The 19,181-nt window shown below is 66.5% G+C and carries 10 protein-coding genes; 5 read left to right on the forward strand and 5 right to left on the reverse strand.

Annotated elements, in window-relative coordinates; genetic code table 11:
• Position 1: 1 nt before the first annotated feature.
• From QRN34_RS05275 to QRN34_RS05290, 4 genes are all read right to left on the reverse strand, one after another.
• Positions 2–952, reverse strand: coding sequence for a homoserine kinase (locus tag QRN34_RS05275; RefSeq protein WP_285402656.1), 951 nt, complete (start codon positions 950–952; stop codon positions 2–4).
• Positions 946–2,019: a homoserine dehydrogenase gene (locus QRN34_RS05280; protein ID WP_285403073.1), complete on the reverse strand. Its 1,074-nt coding sequence runs from the start codon at positions 2,017–2,019 to the stop codon at positions 946–948. The genes QRN34_RS05275 and QRN34_RS05280 overlap by 7 nt, the downstream gene beginning before the upstream one ends.
• A gap of 417 nt (positions 2,020–2,436) precedes the next feature.
• Entirely contained in the window at positions 2,437–4,434 is a 1,998-nt protein-coding gene (locus QRN34_RS05285) for a bifunctional 2',3'-cyclic-nucleotide 2'-phosphodiesterase/3'-nucleotidase (protein WP_285402658.1), read from the reverse strand.
• Between the two features lie 58 nt (positions 4,435–4,492).
• Entirely contained in the window at positions 4,493–6,418 is a 1,926-nt protein-coding gene (locus QRN34_RS05290; RefSeq protein WP_285402660.1) for an alkaline phosphatase family protein, read from the reverse strand.
• Between the two features lie 228 nt (positions 6,419–6,646).
• Here QRN34_RS05290 and QRN34_RS05295 point away from each other — a divergent pair, with 228 nt between their 5' ends.
• The 4 genes from QRN34_RS05295 (at position 6,647) to QRN34_RS05310 (ending at position 12,276) form a co-directional block, all read left to right on the forward strand.
• Positions 6,647–8,887 (forward strand): TonB-dependent receptor, encoded by a 2,241-nt coding sequence (locus tag QRN34_RS05295; protein WP_345782894.1) that lies wholly within the window; start codon positions 6,647–6,649, stop codon positions 8,885–8,887.
• Between the two features lie 56 nt (positions 8,888–8,943).
• A complete protein-coding gene (locus tag QRN34_RS05300) occupies positions 8,944–10,002 on the forward strand; it encodes a glycerophosphodiester phosphodiesterase (protein ID WP_285403075.1) in 1,059 nt (352 codons plus the stop codon).
• Between the two features lie 74 nt (positions 10,003–10,076).
• A complete protein-coding gene (locus QRN34_RS05305; protein ID WP_285402662.1) occupies positions 10,077–11,582 on the forward strand; it encodes an amino acid permease in 1,506 nt (501 codons plus the stop codon).
• 40 nt (positions 11,583–11,622) lie between these two features.
• Positions 11,623–12,276, forward strand: coding sequence for a glutathione S-transferase family protein (locus QRN34_RS05310; protein ID WP_285402664.1), 654 nt, complete (start codon positions 11,623–11,625; stop codon positions 12,274–12,276).
• On the opposite strand, the gene QRN34_RS05315 is transcribed toward QRN34_RS05310, so the two are convergent.
• Entirely contained in the window at positions 12,270–15,320 is a 3,051-nt protein-coding gene (locus tag QRN34_RS05315; protein ID WP_285402666.1) for a TonB-dependent receptor, read from the reverse strand. The two genes, QRN34_RS05310 and QRN34_RS05315, sit on opposite strands and share 7 nt — an antisense overlap.
• A 498-nt stretch (positions 15,321–15,818) precedes the next feature.
• On the opposite strand from QRN34_RS05315, the gene QRN34_RS05320 reads away from it, so the two are divergent.
• Positions 15,819–19,115 carry a TonB-dependent receptor gene (locus QRN34_RS05320; protein WP_285402668.1) on the forward strand — a complete coding sequence of 1,099 codons (3,297 nt, stop codon included), beginning with the start codon at positions 15,819–15,821 and terminating at the stop codon, positions 19,113–19,115.
• Positions 19,116–19,181: the final 66 nt, after the last annotated feature.

The following is a 19,181-nucleotide window of genomic DNA, read 5'->3' on the forward strand; positions in this document are numbered from 1 at the left end:
GTCACAGCACCCTCGCCGCGGGGCCGTCCACCGGCGCCACCAGCAGATCGCTGTCGTGGCCGGCGGCGGCGAAAGCCGCGTGCATGGACTGCGCCGCGGCCTGCGCCGAGGCGCGATCCTCGAACCAGCCGAACACGCTGGGGCCGGCGCCGGAGATGCTGGCGCCGAGGGCGCCGTGGTCCAGGGCAGCCTGCTTGACCTGCGCAAAACCAGGAATCAGCGGCGCGCGGCGCGGCTCGACCAGCACATCGGACAGGCCTTCACGAACGAGGGCGGCATCGCCGCGATAGCAGCCCGCCAGCACCAGGGCCAGGTGGGCGCTCTGCGCGACGAACTCGCCCAGGGCGTAGTGCCCGGCCAGTGCGGCGCGCGCCCGGCGCGTTTCCAGCACCACATGCGGATGCACCAGCGCGCAGTGCCATGCCGCCGGCACGGGAATGCGCACCAGGCGTGTGTGGGTGGACAGCACCAGGCCGCCCAACAGCATCGGCCCCAGGTTGTCGCCGTGTCGGCTGCCGCTGGCCACCACCTCGCCGTCCAGCGCGAACGGATAGAGCGCCTCGCGCGGCAGCGGCTCGTCCAGCAGGGCGTTCGCGGCGACCAACGCGGCGACACACGATGCGGCCGATCCGCCCATACCCGAGCCCAGCGCAATGCCCTTGTACAGCGTGAGCTCGAAACCGAAGGGCAGGGAAAGGGCGTGCATCATGGACAGCAACGCGGCGCCGGCGGTGTTGTCCGCGGCGGCCAGCGGCAGGTCGGTGACCACGCCATGGATGGCGGCGATGCGCACCTCGCGCTCGGCGATGCGGCGCACCTCGGCGCGATCGCCCGCGCCGGCTACGCTGTGGCCCAGGATATCGAAGCCGATGCCGACATTGCCGACACTGGCATAGGCCTCCGCCACCGCGACATCCGCGCGGGCCAGGGGCAAGGAATCTTCGTTCAACATGCGCACCGTTTTACTCCCATGGCGCCGGCCACGCGCAGCAGGTCCGTGAATACCGCGGCGGCCGTGACTTCGGGACCGGCACCCGGTCCCTGGACGACCAGCGCATTGTCGCAGTAACGGCGCGTGGCGAAACGCAGCACGTTGTCGGTCAGCTTCGAATGGGCGAAGGCGTGGTCGGCCTCGACCACCTGCACGCCGACGCTGGCGCGACCGCCGTCCAGCCGGGCGACATGGCGCAGCACGCCGCCTGCCGACCGCGCATCGGCCAGCAGCGTGGCCATCGGGGCATCCATCAGGGCCAGTTGGTCCATGAAGGCCTCGCGGGAGGCCTCGGCCAGCTCCGCGGGAATCAGACTGCGCACGGCCACATCCTCCAGCGACAGCGCCAGGCCGGCCTCGCGAGCGAGGATGACGACCTTGCGTGCCACGTCCATGCCGGACAGGTCGTCGCGCGGATCGGGCTCCGTATAGCCCATGGCATGCGCCTCGCGCACCAGCGTCGAGAACGGCACGGAGCCGTCGAACCGGTTGAACAGCCAGGCCAGCGTGCCGGATAGCATGCCCTCGACGGCGGCCAGCTCGTCGCCCGTGTCGATCATGTCGCGCAGCGTCTGCACCACCGGCAGGCCGGCGCCCACCGTGCCCTCGTAATACAGGTGGGCGCCACTGGCCTCGGCCGCGGCGCCGATCTGTCGCCAGCGTTCCAGCGGGCCACTGGCCGCGCGCTTGTTGGGCGTGACCACATGGATGCCGGCACCCAGCCAGCCGGCGTAGTGATCCGCCACCCGGTCGCTGGCACTACAGTCGGCCAGGATGGCCACATGGCTGCCGTCGCCGGCGACATAGGCCGCGAATTCGTCCAGCTCCACCGGGCGCCAGGTCTGCGCGCCGTGCTGCCGCGCGTTGAGGGCGTCGTCGTCGCAATCCAGCCACATGTGGCGGCTGTCGCTGACGCCGCGCAGGCTGAGCTCCAGGTTGAAGTCGCGACGCAGGCGCGGTGCGGCGCCGCGCAGCTGGTTCAGCAGTGCGCTGCCGACCTTGCCGGGTCCGACGACGCCCACATGCACGACGAGGGGCTGGACGGCGGCGCGTACGGGCGCGGCACGTAAGGGTGAGCGGGGTAACGCGACAGCGATGGACACGATCGAAGCCTCCGGTAAGAGGCCCTTGGTCACATCAGGAGGGAGGGTGTCGGCTGGAAGTTCCGGCGCCGGTCCCGTCCTGCGGGAGGTCGGGGCCGGCAGCGACAAGAACTAGGCGCGCGCGAACTCCGATCCTCCGACCATGGTAATGGTCGTAGTGATGGTAGTCGCGGTGGTGGTCACGGACGCACGCGTGCCGGCCGTGGAGGCCGTAAGGAAACGCAGCGCGGGCGCAAGGGAAGACATGAGCCCGACGTTATGCCCGCGTGATAGCGGCTGTCAAGCGGTTTGAATCGGGTTTCCACCCGCCATGATGGCGGGTGGAAACCGAGGCACGCACCTTCAGCGCTTCGACAGGTCCAGCGCGTACACCGCCGTGCCGTCGCCGTTGTCGTGCACCTGCGTGATCGCCAGGCCCTGTGCCGCCGCGATGTCCTGCTTGCCGGACGCGGCGGTGAAGGTCACCGGACCCTTCGTCTTGACGCGCACGAAGTGCCACGAGCGAGGATCGACTTCCTTGCCGGTGATCGTCTTCTTCGCCTGGATCCAGCGGATCACCACCTCGCGGTTGCCGTCGGGCGCGTTCAGCACCACGGACTCGCCGTTCATGCCCGGGAACTCGCCGCCACCGTTGGCGCGATAGCTGTTGGTCACGACGATGAAGGACTGGTCGGCGCGGATCGGCTTGCCCTTGTAGCGCAGGTCGCCGATGCGTTGCCCTTCCGGCTGGGTGATGTCGATGGTGTAGGTGATGCCACCCTGCATCTGGTCGAAGTTGTACGGCACCAGCTTACCCGTGAGCGTCTGCTCGTCTTCCTTCGTCGGATCGATGCGGTTGAAACGCGTGGCCGATTTTTCCAGCCACGCCTTCACCGCCGCGCCGTCGATCTTCACCGCCGCCAGCGTGTTCGGATAGAAGTACAGATCGGCCGCGTTGCGGATCGTCATCGGGCCCTTCGGCACGTCCGTGTAGTCGTCGGGGCCACCGAAGCCGGTACGGAAGGCGGAGGCCGCCGAGATCACCGGTATGTCCTTCAGTTCCGGATGCGCGCGGGCGATCTCGTCGCGGGCGTAGTCGGCCTGCGCGGCGTTGACCACCGCCAGCGCGCTCATGTTGCCTTCGTCGGCGAAGTAGCTGGTCAGGTCGTGGTCGGTGGCGCCGATCGGCGTGTTGACGTAAGCCACCGCGGCCTCGTGAGCTGGCGCCACGATGGGTGCGATGGTGGGATCGACGGGCACGCACTCGTTCTTCTTCGGGCAGATCGGCCGGACCTGGCTGTGACTCTTGTCCTTCTGCACCACCCAGCGGCCGTTCTCGCGTGTGAGCGTCATGTTGATGATGCCCAGGTCCTTGCCGAAGAAGCCACCCATGACGGCGGGCACACCGCGCACGATGCCGCGCTTCGCGTCCACGTCCTTCATGCCCATGTAGCGCGGCCCCGGGAATTCGGTATGCGAATGGCCGAGCAGCAACGCGTCGATACCGGGAACGCCGGCGAGGTACCAGCCGCCGTTCTCCATCTGCGGCGTGTACGGCGCGGTGTTGAGGCCGCCATGCAGGATGGCGACGACCAGGTCGGGCTTCTGTGCCAGCACCTCCGGCATGTACCGCTGCGCGGCTTCCACCACGCCGTCGACGGTGACCTTGCCCTGCAGATTGCGCTTGTCCCAGTCGAGGATGGGCGGCGGGGTGAAACCGATGATGCCGATGCGCAAGGTGGTTGGCACGGTCTTGCCGTCGGCGGTTTTCACCTCGACCGTCTTGCTCACGATCGTCCACGGCTTGAAGATCGGCTGCTTGTCGCGAGCGCTGTAGACGTTGGAAAGCACCAGCGGAAACTTCGGACCAGCGCACGCCGTGGGCTTCACCCCATCCACGTTCATCGGCGTGTTGGTCACCTGCGCGAGGAAGGGCAGGCCGTAGTTGAATTCGTGGTTGCCGGCCGTTCCGCCGTCGTAGCCGATCGCGTCCATGGCCGCGTAGATGCCCAGCTCCGTGTCGCAGCCCACCGGCTTGACCATCGCCTGGTAGTCGGCCAGCACCGAGCCCTGGATGGTATCGCCGCTGTCGAACAGCACGGTGTTCGGGAACTCCTTGCGCGCCTGCCGGATCAACGTGGCCAGGCGCTCGTAGCCGAAGCTGGGATCGTTCTTCTGCTTGTAGTAGTCGTACGAAAGAATGTTCGAATGGATGTCGGTGGTTTCGAGGATCGCCAGATCCAGCGTCGAACCGTTCGCGACGCTGCCGGAACGGGGCGTGACGGTATCGGCTTTCTGCGCCGTGGTGCAGCCGGCGAGCAGGGCGGCCGAGAGCGTGGCCAGTGCGAGGGACTTGAGCATCGGAAAGGTCCGTGTGGAATCGGGAGTGCGGTCGGCACGCTAGCAGAAACGCGGGCGGTCAGGGCAGGTGCTCGGCCTTGGCCTGGTCGAAATACGTGTAGACCTTGCCGTTATCGTCCAGCTGCTTGGTCTTCAGCACGAAGCGATAGGCCGAGCGCTGCATCGCGCTACCGTCCACGCGGCGTACGTCCAGGCCATGCGCGGTGTCGGTGGTGACATCCACCGGGCGGACACTCAGCTGGCTGGCCTCATGCCCTTCGAGCGCCTCGCGCAGGACGCGCCCGTCCGGACTGCCCAGTTTCACGCCCAGCACGGCGGCCAGCGTGGGTGCGAGGTCGACATTGCCGCTGGGCAGTTCGCTGCGCAGGCCCTTGTGGAAATCCGGCCCGCTGGCCAACAGCAGGTTGTGCACGTCGATGGGGCTGAAGCTGCCGTGCATGCCGCGCTCGTTGGACATGCTGGTGTACTCGGTGCCCTTGAATCCCTGCACCGTCGCTTCCGTATCGAAGTCGTAGCTGACCACGATGTCCGGCGAGCGGGTGTTTTCCAGGTGTACGGTGGCCAGCGGCAGCGTGCCGGGAATCTTCCCGTAACGCGCGTCGACGAAGATCGCACCGAACATCTCGTGGCCCTGCAGGAAACGCACGGCATCCACGATGCGGTTGCGATCGTGCGAGGGCAGGTAGAGGTATTCACTGCCGCCGTTGGGTGCGAGGACGAACGCCTTTCCCGCGCCGTCGGCGGGCAGCTTGTACGACGGCGTGGTGTACGGACCCGGCTTGCCGCAGACGCGACCGTCGTCGTCGAAGCGGGTGGGGCGCAGCGGCGTGCCGTCGGCCTTCACGCCGGCCATCACCGGTGCGTAGATGCAGCCCATGCCGTCGAAGGCGGGCAGCCCGGCACGCGTCATTTCGTCAGCCAGGCGAATCGCGCCCGCGCTGGAGAAACCCCATTCCGGATCGATGCGTCCGACCCGTCCGTCGGCGATCTGCCGCAGCGGGAAAAGATCCGCCGGGCCGGCGACGTTGCTGTGGGCGTGATCGGAGACGATCACCAGGTCGGTGTCGGCGGCCATGCCGAGCGCTTGTAGCCGGTCCTGCAACTGCCCCAGCAGTTCGTCCTGCGCACGCAGCGCCAGGTGGAAGTTCGGCGAGCCCACGCCGTAGGCATGCTGCGTCGCGTCCGGGTTGCGTAGCCACACGAAGCTCACATCGGGTTTTTCGACCGGCAGCACGTACTCCAGGAAGGCTTTCATCAGGAACGCGTTGGAGGGCGTCGGCGGCGCGCCGGCTCCGTCGGAGGCATCCGAGGTGACGCCGTCCTTCAGCGTGACCAGCGGCAACTGCGCGGTGGGCGTGCCGTTGTCCGGCTCCAGGTGGAAGTGGTCGGGATCGTACGCATGCACCGTGTTGGCGGGCAACGCGAACCCGGCGCGCTGCAGCTTCTGCGCGAAGGCGAGCGGCAGTGCGACGTTCTCGTCGAGGATCAGGCCGCCCTCGTGGATGTCCTGGAGGAAGGCCGGGCCCGACTTGCCGACCACGGCCGTTTTCAGCCCGGCCTTGCGCGCCCGTTCCAGCAGGGTCGGTGCCTGCAGGAGGTCGTGGTGCCAGTGGTCGTCCAGGTCGCGCAGGATCGCGTAGTCCTCGGTGAAGATCGGCACGCTGAAGTCCACCGGCGCGCCCTTGGCATCGGCACCGTTCGCGCCGGGCGCCCAGAAGCGGTTGCCGAAGAAGCCGATGGTCCCGGGGAAGGAGCCGGTGGCGAAGCTGGACGCGTTGACCATGGTGAAGGTCGGGTACGTGGCGTGGTTGTCCGCGAAGAACGTGCCCTGCTTCGCGAGTGCCGCGAGGTGCGGCGTGTCGTCCTCGCTGATGGCATCCGGCCGCATGCCATCCCAGACGAACACGATGACGCGATGCGCCGCGTGGGCCTGCATGGCCAGCACGGCCAGGGGAAGGGCGACGAGTCGGGCGAGAGGATGCATGGATCGGTTCCGCGTGAGGGTAAAACGGGCCATGGTGAGGCGTGCGTGTTGCAATATCGGTACCGCGCCACCGCGTGACGATCGTCACCGTGTGCGGCACCGTCTTGGTTTCGTAAGAAAATGTACACAGTGCGCGGTCACGCTTGGCGGCTTCCTCCGTTCGACGAGCCACCATCGATGAAGCCCTGCCGCAGCGCCCTGTTCCTCGCCCTCGCTTCCGCCTTTGCCATGCAGGCCCACGCGGACGATACGCCGCCGCCGAAAACCCAGGACCTGGACGCGGTATCCGTGATCGGCCAGGGCGAGACGCGCCAGGTGCAGCGCATCGTGCCCGACGACCAGAAGGTGCTGCCGCCCGGCACCAGCCCGCAGAAGATCCTCAATCGCCTCCCCGGCGTGTCCGTGCAGTCCAACGACGCGTTCGGTGCCAACGAGGAGTCGCAGACGATCACCCTACGCGGTTTCAACGCCACGCGCCTGGGCTACACGCTGGACGGCCTGCCCTTGGGCGACAACGCCTACGGCAACTACAACGGCCTGAACATCTCGCGCGCCCTGATCGCCGAGAACATGGCCACGGTGGAATTGTCCGAGGGCATCGGTGCGCTGGGCACCGCGTCCACCAGCAACCTGGGCGGCGCCATCCAGTATTTCTCGGCCGACCCGTCGAAAACCTTCGGCGGCAAGGTGGCACAGACCTTCGGCAGCGACCACAACCGCCGCACGTATGTCCGCCTGGATTCCGGTGACTACAAGGGTTTCTCCATGTACCTGTCCGGCGCCAGGGCCGATGCGGACATGTGGGCGCAGCCCGGCTCGAAGACGGACACCAAGCAGTTCAACGGCAAGGCCGTGTACGAGTTCGGCGACGGCAATCGCATCACCGGCTTCGCCGACACCTCGCGCACCTCGCAGGCCGATTACGCCTACCTGTCCAAGAGCGGGTTGCAGCGTGGCCTGGGCTGGGACTGGAACCTGTATGCGCCGGACTGGAACCGCGCTCTGGCTGCGGCGTACTGCGCGCCGATCTACACCAAGGGCGGCGTGAAGGACCCGCGCTGCGGTTTCTCCGGCGGTGTGGACAACATCGACGACGCGTACTACCAGAGCCGTGCCCTGCGCCGTGATGATCTTTACTACCTGGCCGGCGATTTCGCCGTGGCGGACGGCGCCACGCTGCACACGCAGGTATACCATCACGAGAACGCCGGCCAGGGCCACTGGTGGTCGCCGGGCCAGCGCTCCAACCCCGGCACGGCCGAGGAACTGCCGATCTCCATCCGCAGCACCAACTACACGATCAACCGCAACGGCGCCATCGCCTCGCTGGCGTGGGACCTGGGCGGCCACCATGTGGAAGGCGGCGTGTGGTACGAGAAGAACGACCACCATGTCGAGCGTAATTTCTATTACATCGACGGGCCGGTCAGCGACAACTACTACCTGTCGGACCCGGATCGCCGCCTGTTCTCCCAGGACTATACGATCACCACCCGGCAGGCCTACCTGCAGGACAGCTTCAAGGCGATGGACGATCGGCTGACCGTCGACTTCGGCGTCAAGAGCCCCCACACCACGATGAAGGCGGTGGAAGGCCCGGGCGTGGAAAGTCCCTATGCCAACGGCACCCTGAAGGCGGACAAGGCGCTGCTGCCGCAGGCGGGCCTGGCCTTCCAGCTGGCGCCGGGCCAGGAGCTGTTCCTGTCGTACGCGAAGAACATCGCCGCGTTCCAGGGCGGCGGTGCCGGTGGTCCGCTGGCGGTGGGGCAGGCCGCGTTCGATGGCTCGAAGTCCGATCTCAAGCCCGAGCAGTCGCGCTCGATCGACGGCGGCTTCCGCAGTGTCGGCCAGGCGTACGAGGCGTCCGTGGCGCTGTACGACGTGAAGTTCGACAACCGTCTGCTGTCGCTCAACCCGTGCTCAAGCATCGAGCAGGGCACGCGGCCGGGCTGCAATACCGCGTTCGTCAACGTGGGTTCGGTGTCCAGCCGCGGCGCGGAGTTCACCTTCATCTGGAAACCGATCCGCGGTTTCGAGTGGTACAACTCGGCCTCGTTCAACACCTCGAAATACGACGACAACTACGTAGCCAATGGCGTGGTCGTGCCAGTGAAGGACAAGACCACGGTGGATACGCCCAAGCGCATGTTCGCCAGCGAAGTCAGCTACACCTATGGCCCGTGGTCGGCCAGCCTGCGTGGCAAGTACACCGGCAAGCGCTACTACACGTACACCAACGACCAGAGCGTGGCCGGCGCCACGGCGTTCGACTTCGGCGCGGCCTACGCGTTCGGCGCGATGGGCAGCCTGAAGGCGCTGACCCTGGCGCTCAATGTCACCAACCTCACCGACCATCGCTACGCCAGCAACCTGTCCGCGTTCGGGGCGACCGACGCGCAAGGCCGCTCGCTCGCCTTCCACGCCAGTGCACCGCGGCAGACCTTCGTCACCCTCTCGGCGGATTTCTGATGAAGGCGCTTGTTCTATCCTCGTGCGCCCTGGTCCTGTTGCTTGGAGCGCTGCCGATGTCCACGCCCGCCGCCCCGGTCCCTGCCGTCGCCCCGACCGCGCCGATCGCCGCCAAGGTGCTCGTCATCGGCCATCGCGGGGCCAGCGCGCTGCGCCCCGAGCACACGCTGGCCTCCTATGCCGTGGCCATCGCGGACGGGGCCGACTTCGTCGAGCCCGACCTGGTGTCCACGAAGGATGGCGTGCTGGTGGTGCGGCACGAGAACGAGATCGGCGGCACCACCGACGTGGCGTCCCATCCGGAATTCGCGGCGCGCCGCACCACCAAGGTGGTCGACGGCGAGACGATCACCGGCTGGTTCACGGAGGATTTCACCCTGGCCGAGCTGAAGACGCTGCGGGCGCGTGAGCGCCTGACGGACATCCGCAAGGCGAACACGGTGTACGACGGCCAGTTCACCGTGCCCACCTTCGAGGAGATGATCGAGTTCGTCGCCGCCGAAGCCTCGGCCCGGCACCGCGTGATCGGCCTGATCCCGGAGATCAAGCACGCCACCTATTTCCACGGCATCGGCCTGCCGATGGAGGACAAGCTGCTGGCGATGCTGGCCGCCCATGCCTACACGCGCACGGCGCCCGTGGAGATCCAGTCGTTCGAGGTGGGCAACCTCCGCTACCTGCGCGGCAAGCTGGGCAAGACCCATCCGAACATCCGCCTGCTGCAGCTGATGGACGCGCCGGACAAGCACCCCGCCGACGATGCCTCGCTGACCTACGGCGCCATGATGACGCCGGCGGGGCTCAAGACGGTGGCCGCGTATGCGGATGCCATCGGGCCGTCCACCCGCAGCATCATCCCGCTGACGAAGGACGGCCGGCTGGCACCGGTCGCACCGCTGGTCCACGACGCGCACGCGGCCGGACTGGAAGTGCACCCGTACACCTTCCGGCCGGAAAACCACTTCCTGGCGGCCGATTTCCGCGACGCTGGCGACGACGCGGCGCGCAACGAAGCCGGGTCGGTGGCGGAAATCCGCGCCTACCTGGCCACCGGCATCGATGCGTTCTTCACCGACGATCCGGCGCTGGGACGCAAGGCACTGGACGCTCACTGAGGCCGTTTGCCTGACAGACATCGGTGGATTGCCCCGCTATGATCCCGGCTCAGCCAGTCATAAGGGATTATCCGATGTCATTAGCCAGGTTTCTCCGGCATAAGTCCGTCGAGCAATTGCAGGCCGAAGTGGGCCTGCGCGAGGACTTCAGGCGCGTGCTGGGGTTGTGGCAGCTCACCGCCATCGGTATCGGCGGCATCATCGGCGTGGGCATTTTCGTACTGGCCGGCCAGCAAGCGGCGCTCAACGCGGGCCCGGCCGTGGCCCTGAGCTTCATCATCGCGGGCTTTGGCAGCGCGTGCGCCGCGCTGTGCTACGCGGAATTCGCCGGCCTGATCCCGGTCACCGGCAGCGCCTATACCTATGGCTACGCCGTGCTCGGCGAGGGCGCGGCCTGGATCATCGGCTGGGACCTGCTGCTGGAATATGCCCTGGTGGTGGCGGTGGTCGCCATCGGCTGGTCCGGGTACGTGCAGGTATTGCTGGCCTCGGCCGGCGTGCACCTGCCGGAGTGGGCGCAGAAAAGCATGAGCGCCGACACCATGGCCTACTACTGGCAGCAGGCGAAGCTGGGCATGGGCCTGTCGGTCAGCCAGCCCCTGCCGGGTCCGACGGACGGGCATCGCTTCAACATCATCGCCGCCGGCATCTCGCTGTTTGTCGCCGTCCTGCTCTCGGTCAAGACCGAGTGGGGTGCGCGCCTGAACACGTTCATCGTCGGCATCAAGGTGATCGGCGTGGCGCTGGTCATCGGCGTGGGCGCATTTTTCATCAACACGGCGAACTGGCACCCGTTCATCCCCGAGCGCATCGTCGACGCCAAGGGCATCGGCCACTTCGGCTGGCAGGGCGTGCTCACCGGTGCCAGCGTGGTGTTCTTCGCCGTGTTCGGCTACGACACCCTGACCACCGCGGCCGAGGAAGCGCGTGATCCGCAGCGCGACCTGCCGCGCGCGGTGCTGTTGTCGCTTGCCGTGGCCATGGTGCTGTATATCGCGGTATCGCTGGTGCTCACCGGCATCGTGCCCTACGGCACGCTCGACGGCGAGGCCTCCGTGTCCGATGCTTTCAATGCCATCGGCCTGCCGTGGCTCAGCAACGTCATCGCCGTAGCCGCCGTCATCGGCGTGATCAGCGTGCTGTTCGCCTTCATGCTGGGCGCGGCACGCATCTGGTTCGCGCTGGCACGCGACGGCCTGCTGCCGGCCTGGTTCGCCCGCGTGCACCCGCGCTACGGCACGCCGGCCCGGCCGACCATGATCCTGGGCATCTTCACCGCCGTGGTCGCTGGCCTGCTGCCCATCGGCGAGGTCGCCGAACTGGTCAACATCGGCACGCTCAGCGCCTTCATCCTCATCTGTGCATCGGTGCTGGTGCTGCGCGTGCGCAAGCCGGACCTGGAGCGCAAGTTCCGCACCCCGGCGGTGTGGTTCGTCGCGCCGCTGGGCATCCTGTTCTCGCTCGCGCTGATCTGGGGCCTGCCGGCCATCACCTTCGAGCGCTTCGCCATCTGGATGGCCCTGGGCCTGATCGTCTACTTCACCTACGGCATAAAGCACAGCAAGCTCAATCGCGATTGAGCATCCTCGCCATTCCCTCGTCCGTCAGGAGTGCGTTCGCATGAGCATCGTCATCACCGCGTTCGAGCGTTCTCCCGACGGAGGCGAGGGCCTGGCGCGGGATACCCGCGTCCGCTGGGCGCTGGAGGAAGCGGGGTTGCCGTACAGCGTGCGCACCGTGTCGTTCCAGGCGATGAAGGAGCCGGCGCATGTCGCGATTCATCCGTTCGGCCAGATTCCCACCTATGAAGAAGGGAGTCTCTGCCTCTTCGAGACCGGCGCCATCGTCCTGCATGTGGCCGGCAAGGGTCCGGGCCTGCTGCCGGATGACGTCGATGCGCGTGCACGGGCCATCGCCTGGATGTTTGCGGCGGTCAACACAGTGGAGCCGGTGATCCTCGAGTTGGTCACCGTCCGGCTGGTGGAGGGCGACAAACCCTGGGCCGCCGAGCGGCTGCCCCTCGTACAGGATCGTATCCGTCATCGCTTGCAAGCACTCTCGACGCGACTTGCCGATGTCGAATGGATCGACGGCGCGTTCAGCGCCGGCGATCTCATGCTGGTATCGGTGCTGCTGAGGCTGCGTGCTTCGGGCCTGCTGGACGAGTTCCCGAACCTGGCCGCCTATGTGGCACGGGGCGAGGCCAGGCCCGCGTACCAGCGAGCCTTCGCGGCGCAGTGGGCGACGAACAACGCCCCCACTTCCGGTCAGTAGTCGTAATTGACGCTCAGCCGCACGTAACGCGGCTGCTGCACCGACGTCGGCGTGCCGTACAGCGGGTTGGCCAGGTTCGGGCTCTGTTCCGAGTTCGGGAAGATGCCGATCGTGCGCTGTTCGTTCAGCACGTTGAACACGTTCGCGTTGAACGCCAGCTTCGCATCGGCGAAGGCCGGGCGGTAGGTCACGCCCAGGTCCACCTGGCGCACCCACGGCAGGCGGCCGTGGCTGCCCGGAGGCGAGGGCAGGCCGTTGCAGAAGTGGTAGCTGTTGCCGTAACCCGCCGGGTCGGTACGATCTGCGCCAAAGTAGCCGAGGCAAGGCTTCGGTGCGCCGGAGATCATGCTGAGGTTGCCGCTGACCAGCCACTCGGGGTTGAGCTGGTAATACCCGAACAGCTTCAGCTGGTGCTTGTGGTCGTTGTTCTGTACGCCGTTGGTGTTGACCATGATGTACGCGTTGTCCCAGTCCTGCGTGGTCGATACCGCGGTCTGGCCGGTACCGCGGGACTCGCGGTAGAGATCGGAACGCAGCTGGCCTTCGGTGTTGCCGTAGCTGCGTGAGAACGTGTAGCTGACCTTGCCGTACCAGCCATCGGCGAACGGATGCTCCAGGAAGGTTTCCAGGGCGTAGTAGCGCCGCTTTAGGCGATCGAAGCCGAATTCCGCGTTGGAGAGCGGCACCTTCACGTAGTTGCCGCTGGTGTCCACCAGGTTGAACGTGTTGGCCTTGCCGGGGTTGAACAACCAGCAGCTGACCGGGTTGCTCTGGTCGGTGACGTCGTAGCCCAGCGATGTCGCCTTGGCCAGGACCACGTCGATGTCGCAGTAATCGTCGATCGCGTTGCGCAGGACGCGTTGGGTGGCCTTGGCGCCATAGACCCAGTCCGTGCCCAGCGTCTTGGTGAAGCCGAGGATGAATTCGTCCTGGTATTCGGACTTGAGGCCCTGGGTGGTCACCGTCTTCGGATCGGGCAACTGGCCAAAGGTGTTGTTGGCGGCCACGGGAGGCGAGATGGCGGTGAGCGCCGTGGGCGTGCCGTCAGCCGCAATGCCGCCGTAGGTGAAGTATTGCGATGTGGTCAGCGCCCCGCCGGCCGCGTTCAGCGCGGGGTTCAGCGGCAGGCCGAGGTAGTAGCGTCCCGCGTTCGCGTAGACCTTGAACGTCGCGTCTCCGAATACGTCCCAGCTGGCACCCAGCCGAGGGGCCCACTGCGGCTTGTGCTGGGTGATGAAGGCATCGCCGTTGGCATTGAAATTCTGGAACTGGTCGTTGCGGATACCCGCCGACAGCAGCCACTGGTCGTTGATCTGCCATTTGTCCTCGATGTACTGAGCGCGCTGCGCGGAGCGCACGGTGGCCAGGCTGCTGTTGATGTTGCGGATCACGTAGTAGCCGCCGGCGCCATTGGGGAAACCCGCCGTGGCGGGCACGCCCAGGCCGGTGGAGATCGGTGTGTTCGGGTCGGCCACGCCGTATTCCCACGAATAGCCCGGCCCGGAGGTGACGTTGCCCTGATCGATCGCCGTGCCGGTCTGGTTGTCGATGCCGGCGGTGATCGTGTGGTCGCCGATCTTGTAGGTGATGTCGAAACGCGTATTCGTGGTGCGACCGCCGCGGCCGGCGGGTGTCAGGCTGGCCACGGTCTGGCTGTTGCCGCGTGCGGTGCCGCCGTTGAGGGCGGGGTTCTGGTTCACCTGGTTGTTGACGTAGGTCAGCGTCGGATCGTAGCCGCCCGGTGCGTCGTAGGCCGTGGTGTGCTGCTTGCCGTACAGGGCGCTGATGGTCAGGTTGTCGGTGATATAGCCGGTGTACTTGGCCGACCAGAGGTCGCCGCCGGTCTTGATGTCGTCGTCCTGGCCGATGCGCGCCTGGCGTGTGCGTCCCACGTAGTCGTAGTTGTAGATGCTGCCCGATGTCTCGTACTTGTCCGAGGCACCGGTCAGCTCGAGGATGTGGTTATCGGTGATGTTCCAGTCCACCTTGCCGTACCAGCGCGGCGAGTTATAGGTGTAATCCACGTAAGGCTTGGTGCTGGTGTAGCCGCTGACCGGGTTCACTGTGTTGCCTTGCTGTCGCTGGTACTCACCGGCGATGAAGATGAACAGCTTGTCCTTGATCAGCGGGCCGCCGGCATACGCGCTGACCGTGGTGCTGTCGGTGCCGTTCTGCCCGTCCGGCGCGTAGAGGTTGCCGGCACGCGGCGACGACGGCAGGCCGTTCTCGTAGTAACGGTTGCGCTGGTTGGCCCGGGCGAACGCCGGCTCCCACAATACCTGCGTGCCGAAGTGCCATTCGTTGGTGCCGCGCTTGCCCACGACGTTGATCACGCCACCGTCGGAGCGACCGTATTGCGCGCTGTAGCCGCCGGTATAGACCTCCTGCTGGTCGATTGCGCCGTAGGGCAGCGACAGCCCGCCGAAGCCGAGCAGGGCATCCGTGGTGGAGAAGCCGTTGACGTAGTAGGCATTCTCGCTGGCCGCCGAACCGCCGAAGCTCACCAACGATTTGCCGGTGGGGCCCTTGAAGCTGCCGCCGTTGTTCACCACGCCGGGGGCAAGCAGCGCGATGGCCTCGGCGTTGCGGCCCAGCGGAAGGCGGGCCAGTTGCTCGGAGGTCACCACCGTGCGGGAGTCGATGGTGGATACGTCGATCTTTGCCAGCGCCGACGCGGAGACGGACACCCCGCTCATGTCCTGGGCGGCCGTGGCCGTGCCCGCCGCCGCTGCGAATGACACCTCGGTGCCTGCGCCCACCTTGAGCACGACGTTCTGGCGGGTGTCCACGGCCTGTCCGTTGGCCTTGAGCGTCACCGTGTAGGTGCCCAGCGGCAGCTGCCCGGCGGAGTAACGACCCCGCTCGTCCACGGGTACCTCGCGGCTGAGGCCGGTGTCGCTGGTGATCACCACGGACTGGCCGGGCGTGGCCGGTGCCTGGCCGAAGACGCCGCCGGTGGTCGACTGGGCGAACGCGGCGGGGCACACGGCAAGGCCGAGGGCAAGCGCAAGGGCGGTTCGGGTCAACGGCTTGGTGCTGGGCATGATGGAACGTCTCCTTGGCCGTGGTTCGCGCCACAGGCATGCACGGGCTTCGCGGTGGCGAAACCTGGATTCGGTGATGAAGGCAAAACCCCTGGATAACGCCCTGCCGGCCGGCATCTGCAGGTGCCGGGGGACATGGCGCTCCGCTTGGTACACGCGCGGGCGCGGTGCTTCCGTTCTGTCGAACAGGGTGCTGCGGCGCAGCACTTGCTATCGGTTATACGGAAAACGAAAAGCGATGTATAGAGGTTTAGACGTCCGCATTGCTATTTATTTGCGAGGCCGATTCCTAGGAATCGCGCCTCGTTCCCGGGCGTCTGCGGAACCCGGCGTCGCCGAGGTCGTCGGGTGGCGGCATCAGCGAACGCTGTACGGGCGGCCCGGACTGCTCGCCAGCGCACAGTTCCCTTGTCGTTTTTTCGTCATCCTCGCTAGCTAAGGTGCGCAGTCCGTTCCGGGACCGGAACACGGCATTGATGCCAGATCAAGGGGAATGACATGCAGGGACCTATCGCACGGCGCTGGCTGTGCGTCGCCATCGCTTCGCTGCTCGCGGCCAGCACGGCCCATGCGCAGAACACGTCGTCGTCCATGAGCGGCAGGGTGTTGACTGCCGACGGCGCACCCGCCGCGGGCGTCACGGTACAGATCGTGCACGTGCCCTCGGGTACCACGCGCGTGGTTACCACCGATGCGGACGGCCGTTACAAGGCGCAGGGCCTGCGCGTCGGCGGTCCGTTCGACGTCACCGCCACCACGGCCGTCGGTACGGCGGAGCGCGATGGCGTGTTCCTGCAACTGGCGCAGGACACCAGCCTGGACCTGGCCGTGGCCGCATCGTCCGGTGCCGCCGCCACGCAGATGGAGGGCGTGCAGGTGCACGCCAACGCTTCCGACGTGGCCATGGCGCAGATCTTCCAGCCGGACAACAAGGGCATGGGAACGCAGGTGTCGCAGCAGCAGTTGAAGGTGCTGCCGGTGCCGAACCGCTCAATCCAGGACATCGCACGCCTCAATCCCGCGATCACCATCACCAACAAGAGCAAGGGTGAAATCTCGGCGCTGGGCCAGAACAGCCGTTACAACAACATCACGATCGATTCGGTGCCCACCAACGATTCGTTCGGGCTGGAGGACAACGGCCTGCCCGCGCTGAACCAGCCGGTGTCGCTGGACGCCATCGAGGCGTACAACATCTCGACGGCCAACTACGATGTGGCCAACAAGCGTGCGGTCGGCGCCAACATCAACATCGTGACCAAGAGCGGCACCAACGACTTCCACGGTTCAACGTACTACGTCTATCGCAACGCCTCCGACATGGTGGGCGACGATCGCGCCGGCAACGCGTTCAAGGGTTACACGCGTCAGTGGACGGGCGGCGCGACCTTCAGCGGCCCGATCGTCAAGGACAAGCTGTTCTTCTTCGTCAGCCTGGAAAAATCGAAGACCGTGGCCCCCGCGCCCGACTTCGGTGCCATCGGCTCGGGCAAGGGCAACATCATCCCGATCAGCCAGACGGACCTGGATCGCATCACCAGCATCGCCTCGGGCCTGGGCATGACTCCCGGCAGCACCACTGCCGCCGGCGCGGACCAGCAGGAGAAGCGCGGCCTGTTCAAGCTGGACTGGAACATCGCCGATGGCCATCGCGTCAGCCTGCGCTACGACAAGACCAAGAGCGAACAGCCCAACCTCAACGGCTACAGCACGTCGTCCACCTCGCCCAGCCTCAGCCTGTCGAGCTACTGGTTCGACAAGCACCGCGAGAACTCGCAGTGGGTGCTCAACGGGTACGACGACTGGAACGACACGTTCTCCACCGAGGCATCGTTCTCGTATTCGAAGTACGACGCCACGCCTTCGGTGCAGACGCAGCAGCCGCAGGTGAAGGTGTACACCAACGGCGTGGTCACCGGTAGCACGATCACCGGACCTTTCGTCAACCTGGGCGAAGAGGAATTCCGCCACTACAACATCCTCGGTATCCGCTCGTACAACGGCTTCTTCGCCGGCACGTGGAACGTCGGCGATCATTCGGTGAAGGCCGGCGTGGATTACCAGCGCGACGAGTTCTACAACCTGTTCGGTCGTACCGAGTTCGGTGCGTACGTGTTCCCCAGCATCGACGCGTTCGCCAACCGCAACTACTTCAGCTACTCGGTCTACCGTCCCACCGACGGCAACCTCGACAGCATCGCCGCGAAATGGGATCTCACCCAGTGGGGTTTCTTCGCCCAGGACACCTGGCAGCTCGGCAACCTGTCGCTGCAGTACGGTCTGCGCTACGACCTGCCCAAGGTCAGCAGCGCGCCGCTGGCCAACCCCACGTTCAACGCGGCGTATCCGGGCTATCCCAACAACGCGACCATCGACGGCAATGGCGTGCTCGAGCCGCGCGCGTCGTTCAACTACGCCTTCGATACCGAGCGGGCCACGCAGCTGCGCGGCGGCATCGGCCTGTCGGAAGGCGCACCCCCGGGCGTGTGGCTGTCCAATCCGTACACCAACAACGGCCGCTCGCTGACCAGTTACTCGGCGTCCAACGGTACGGGCTTCACCGCCGACCCCAACAACCCGCTGATTCCCGCTGGTGCGCGCCGTGGCGGCTCACCGGAGGTGGATGTCACCGATGGCGGCTTCAGGATGCCCACGGTGTGGAAGGCCAGCCTGGGCTTCGACCACCAGTTGCCCTGGTCCAACCTGGTGTTGACGGCTGAGGTCGAGCACCTGGAAACCAAGGATGCGGTGCGCTTCCAGGACCTGAACCTCGGTGCCGTGACCGGCCAGCTTCCGGATGGGCGCGCCAGCTACTGGACCACCACCGACCCGCGTGCGTTCCGCAGCGTCGGCAAGACGGCGAGCGGCCAGAACATCTGTGCCACCGCCAACGGCGTGTGTGCGGCGCCGCGCGCCAACCGCGATCCGCGCTTCGGCAACGTCATCTACCTCAGCAACACCAGCAAGGGCCAGGCGAGCTACGGCACACTGCAGTTGTCCAAGCCGTTCACCGCCGACTCCGACTGGTCGGGTTCGGTGGGCTTCGTCTTCGGCAGCTCGAAGGACGTCAGCTCGGGTAACGAGAAGGTGGCGGCCAGCACCTGGGCCAACGACGCCGTGTTCAACCCCAATGCCGACGCCACGGGCCACAGCAACTTCGAGGTCAGCCGCCGCATCATCGCGTCGCTGAGCTGGCAGCATCGCTTCTTCGGCGATTACACCACCTCGGTCTCGGCGTTCTACGATGGACACACCGGCCAGCCGTACAGCTGGGTGTTCGGCAACGATGTCAGCGGTATCGCCGCCACGGGCACGTCGGCGCCGCTGGGCCTGGCCTACATTCCCAAGCCCGGCGACGTGCTGTTCCAGGCCGGCACCCGCCAGGCCACGATCGACCAGTTCTACGCGTACATGGGCAACAACAACTACCTGAAGGGGCGCGAGGGCAGCGTGGCCGAGCGCAACGGCGCGCATTCGCCGTGGGTCAACGAGGTGGACCTTGCCATCCGGCAGGAGATCCCGGGCCTGTTCAAGGGCAACAAGGGCGAGCTGCGGCTGGACGTGTTCAACCTCACCAACATGATCAACAGGCGGTGGGGCCAGGTGCGTGACATCGCCTACCCGTACAACCGCAGCCTGGCCAACTTCGCGGGTGTCGATCCGGTGAGCGGCAAGTACGTCTACGCGCTGCCGGTCGATGCCAGGGGTAATTACAACCCCGGCGCCTTCGTCCGCGAGGACGATCGCGCGCAGTCGCGCTGGTCGCTGCAGCTGACGGCCCGTTACACGTTCTGATCCACAGGGGGTGGCGCGGCCGGCATTGAAATCGGCCGTTGCCACCCCCTACCTTCAGGGCATCCC

This window comes from Luteibacter sp. ME-Dv--P-043b (assembly GCF_030209605.1).
Lineage (GTDB): Bacteria > Pseudomonadota > Gammaproteobacteria > Xanthomonadales > Rhodanobacteraceae > Luteibacter.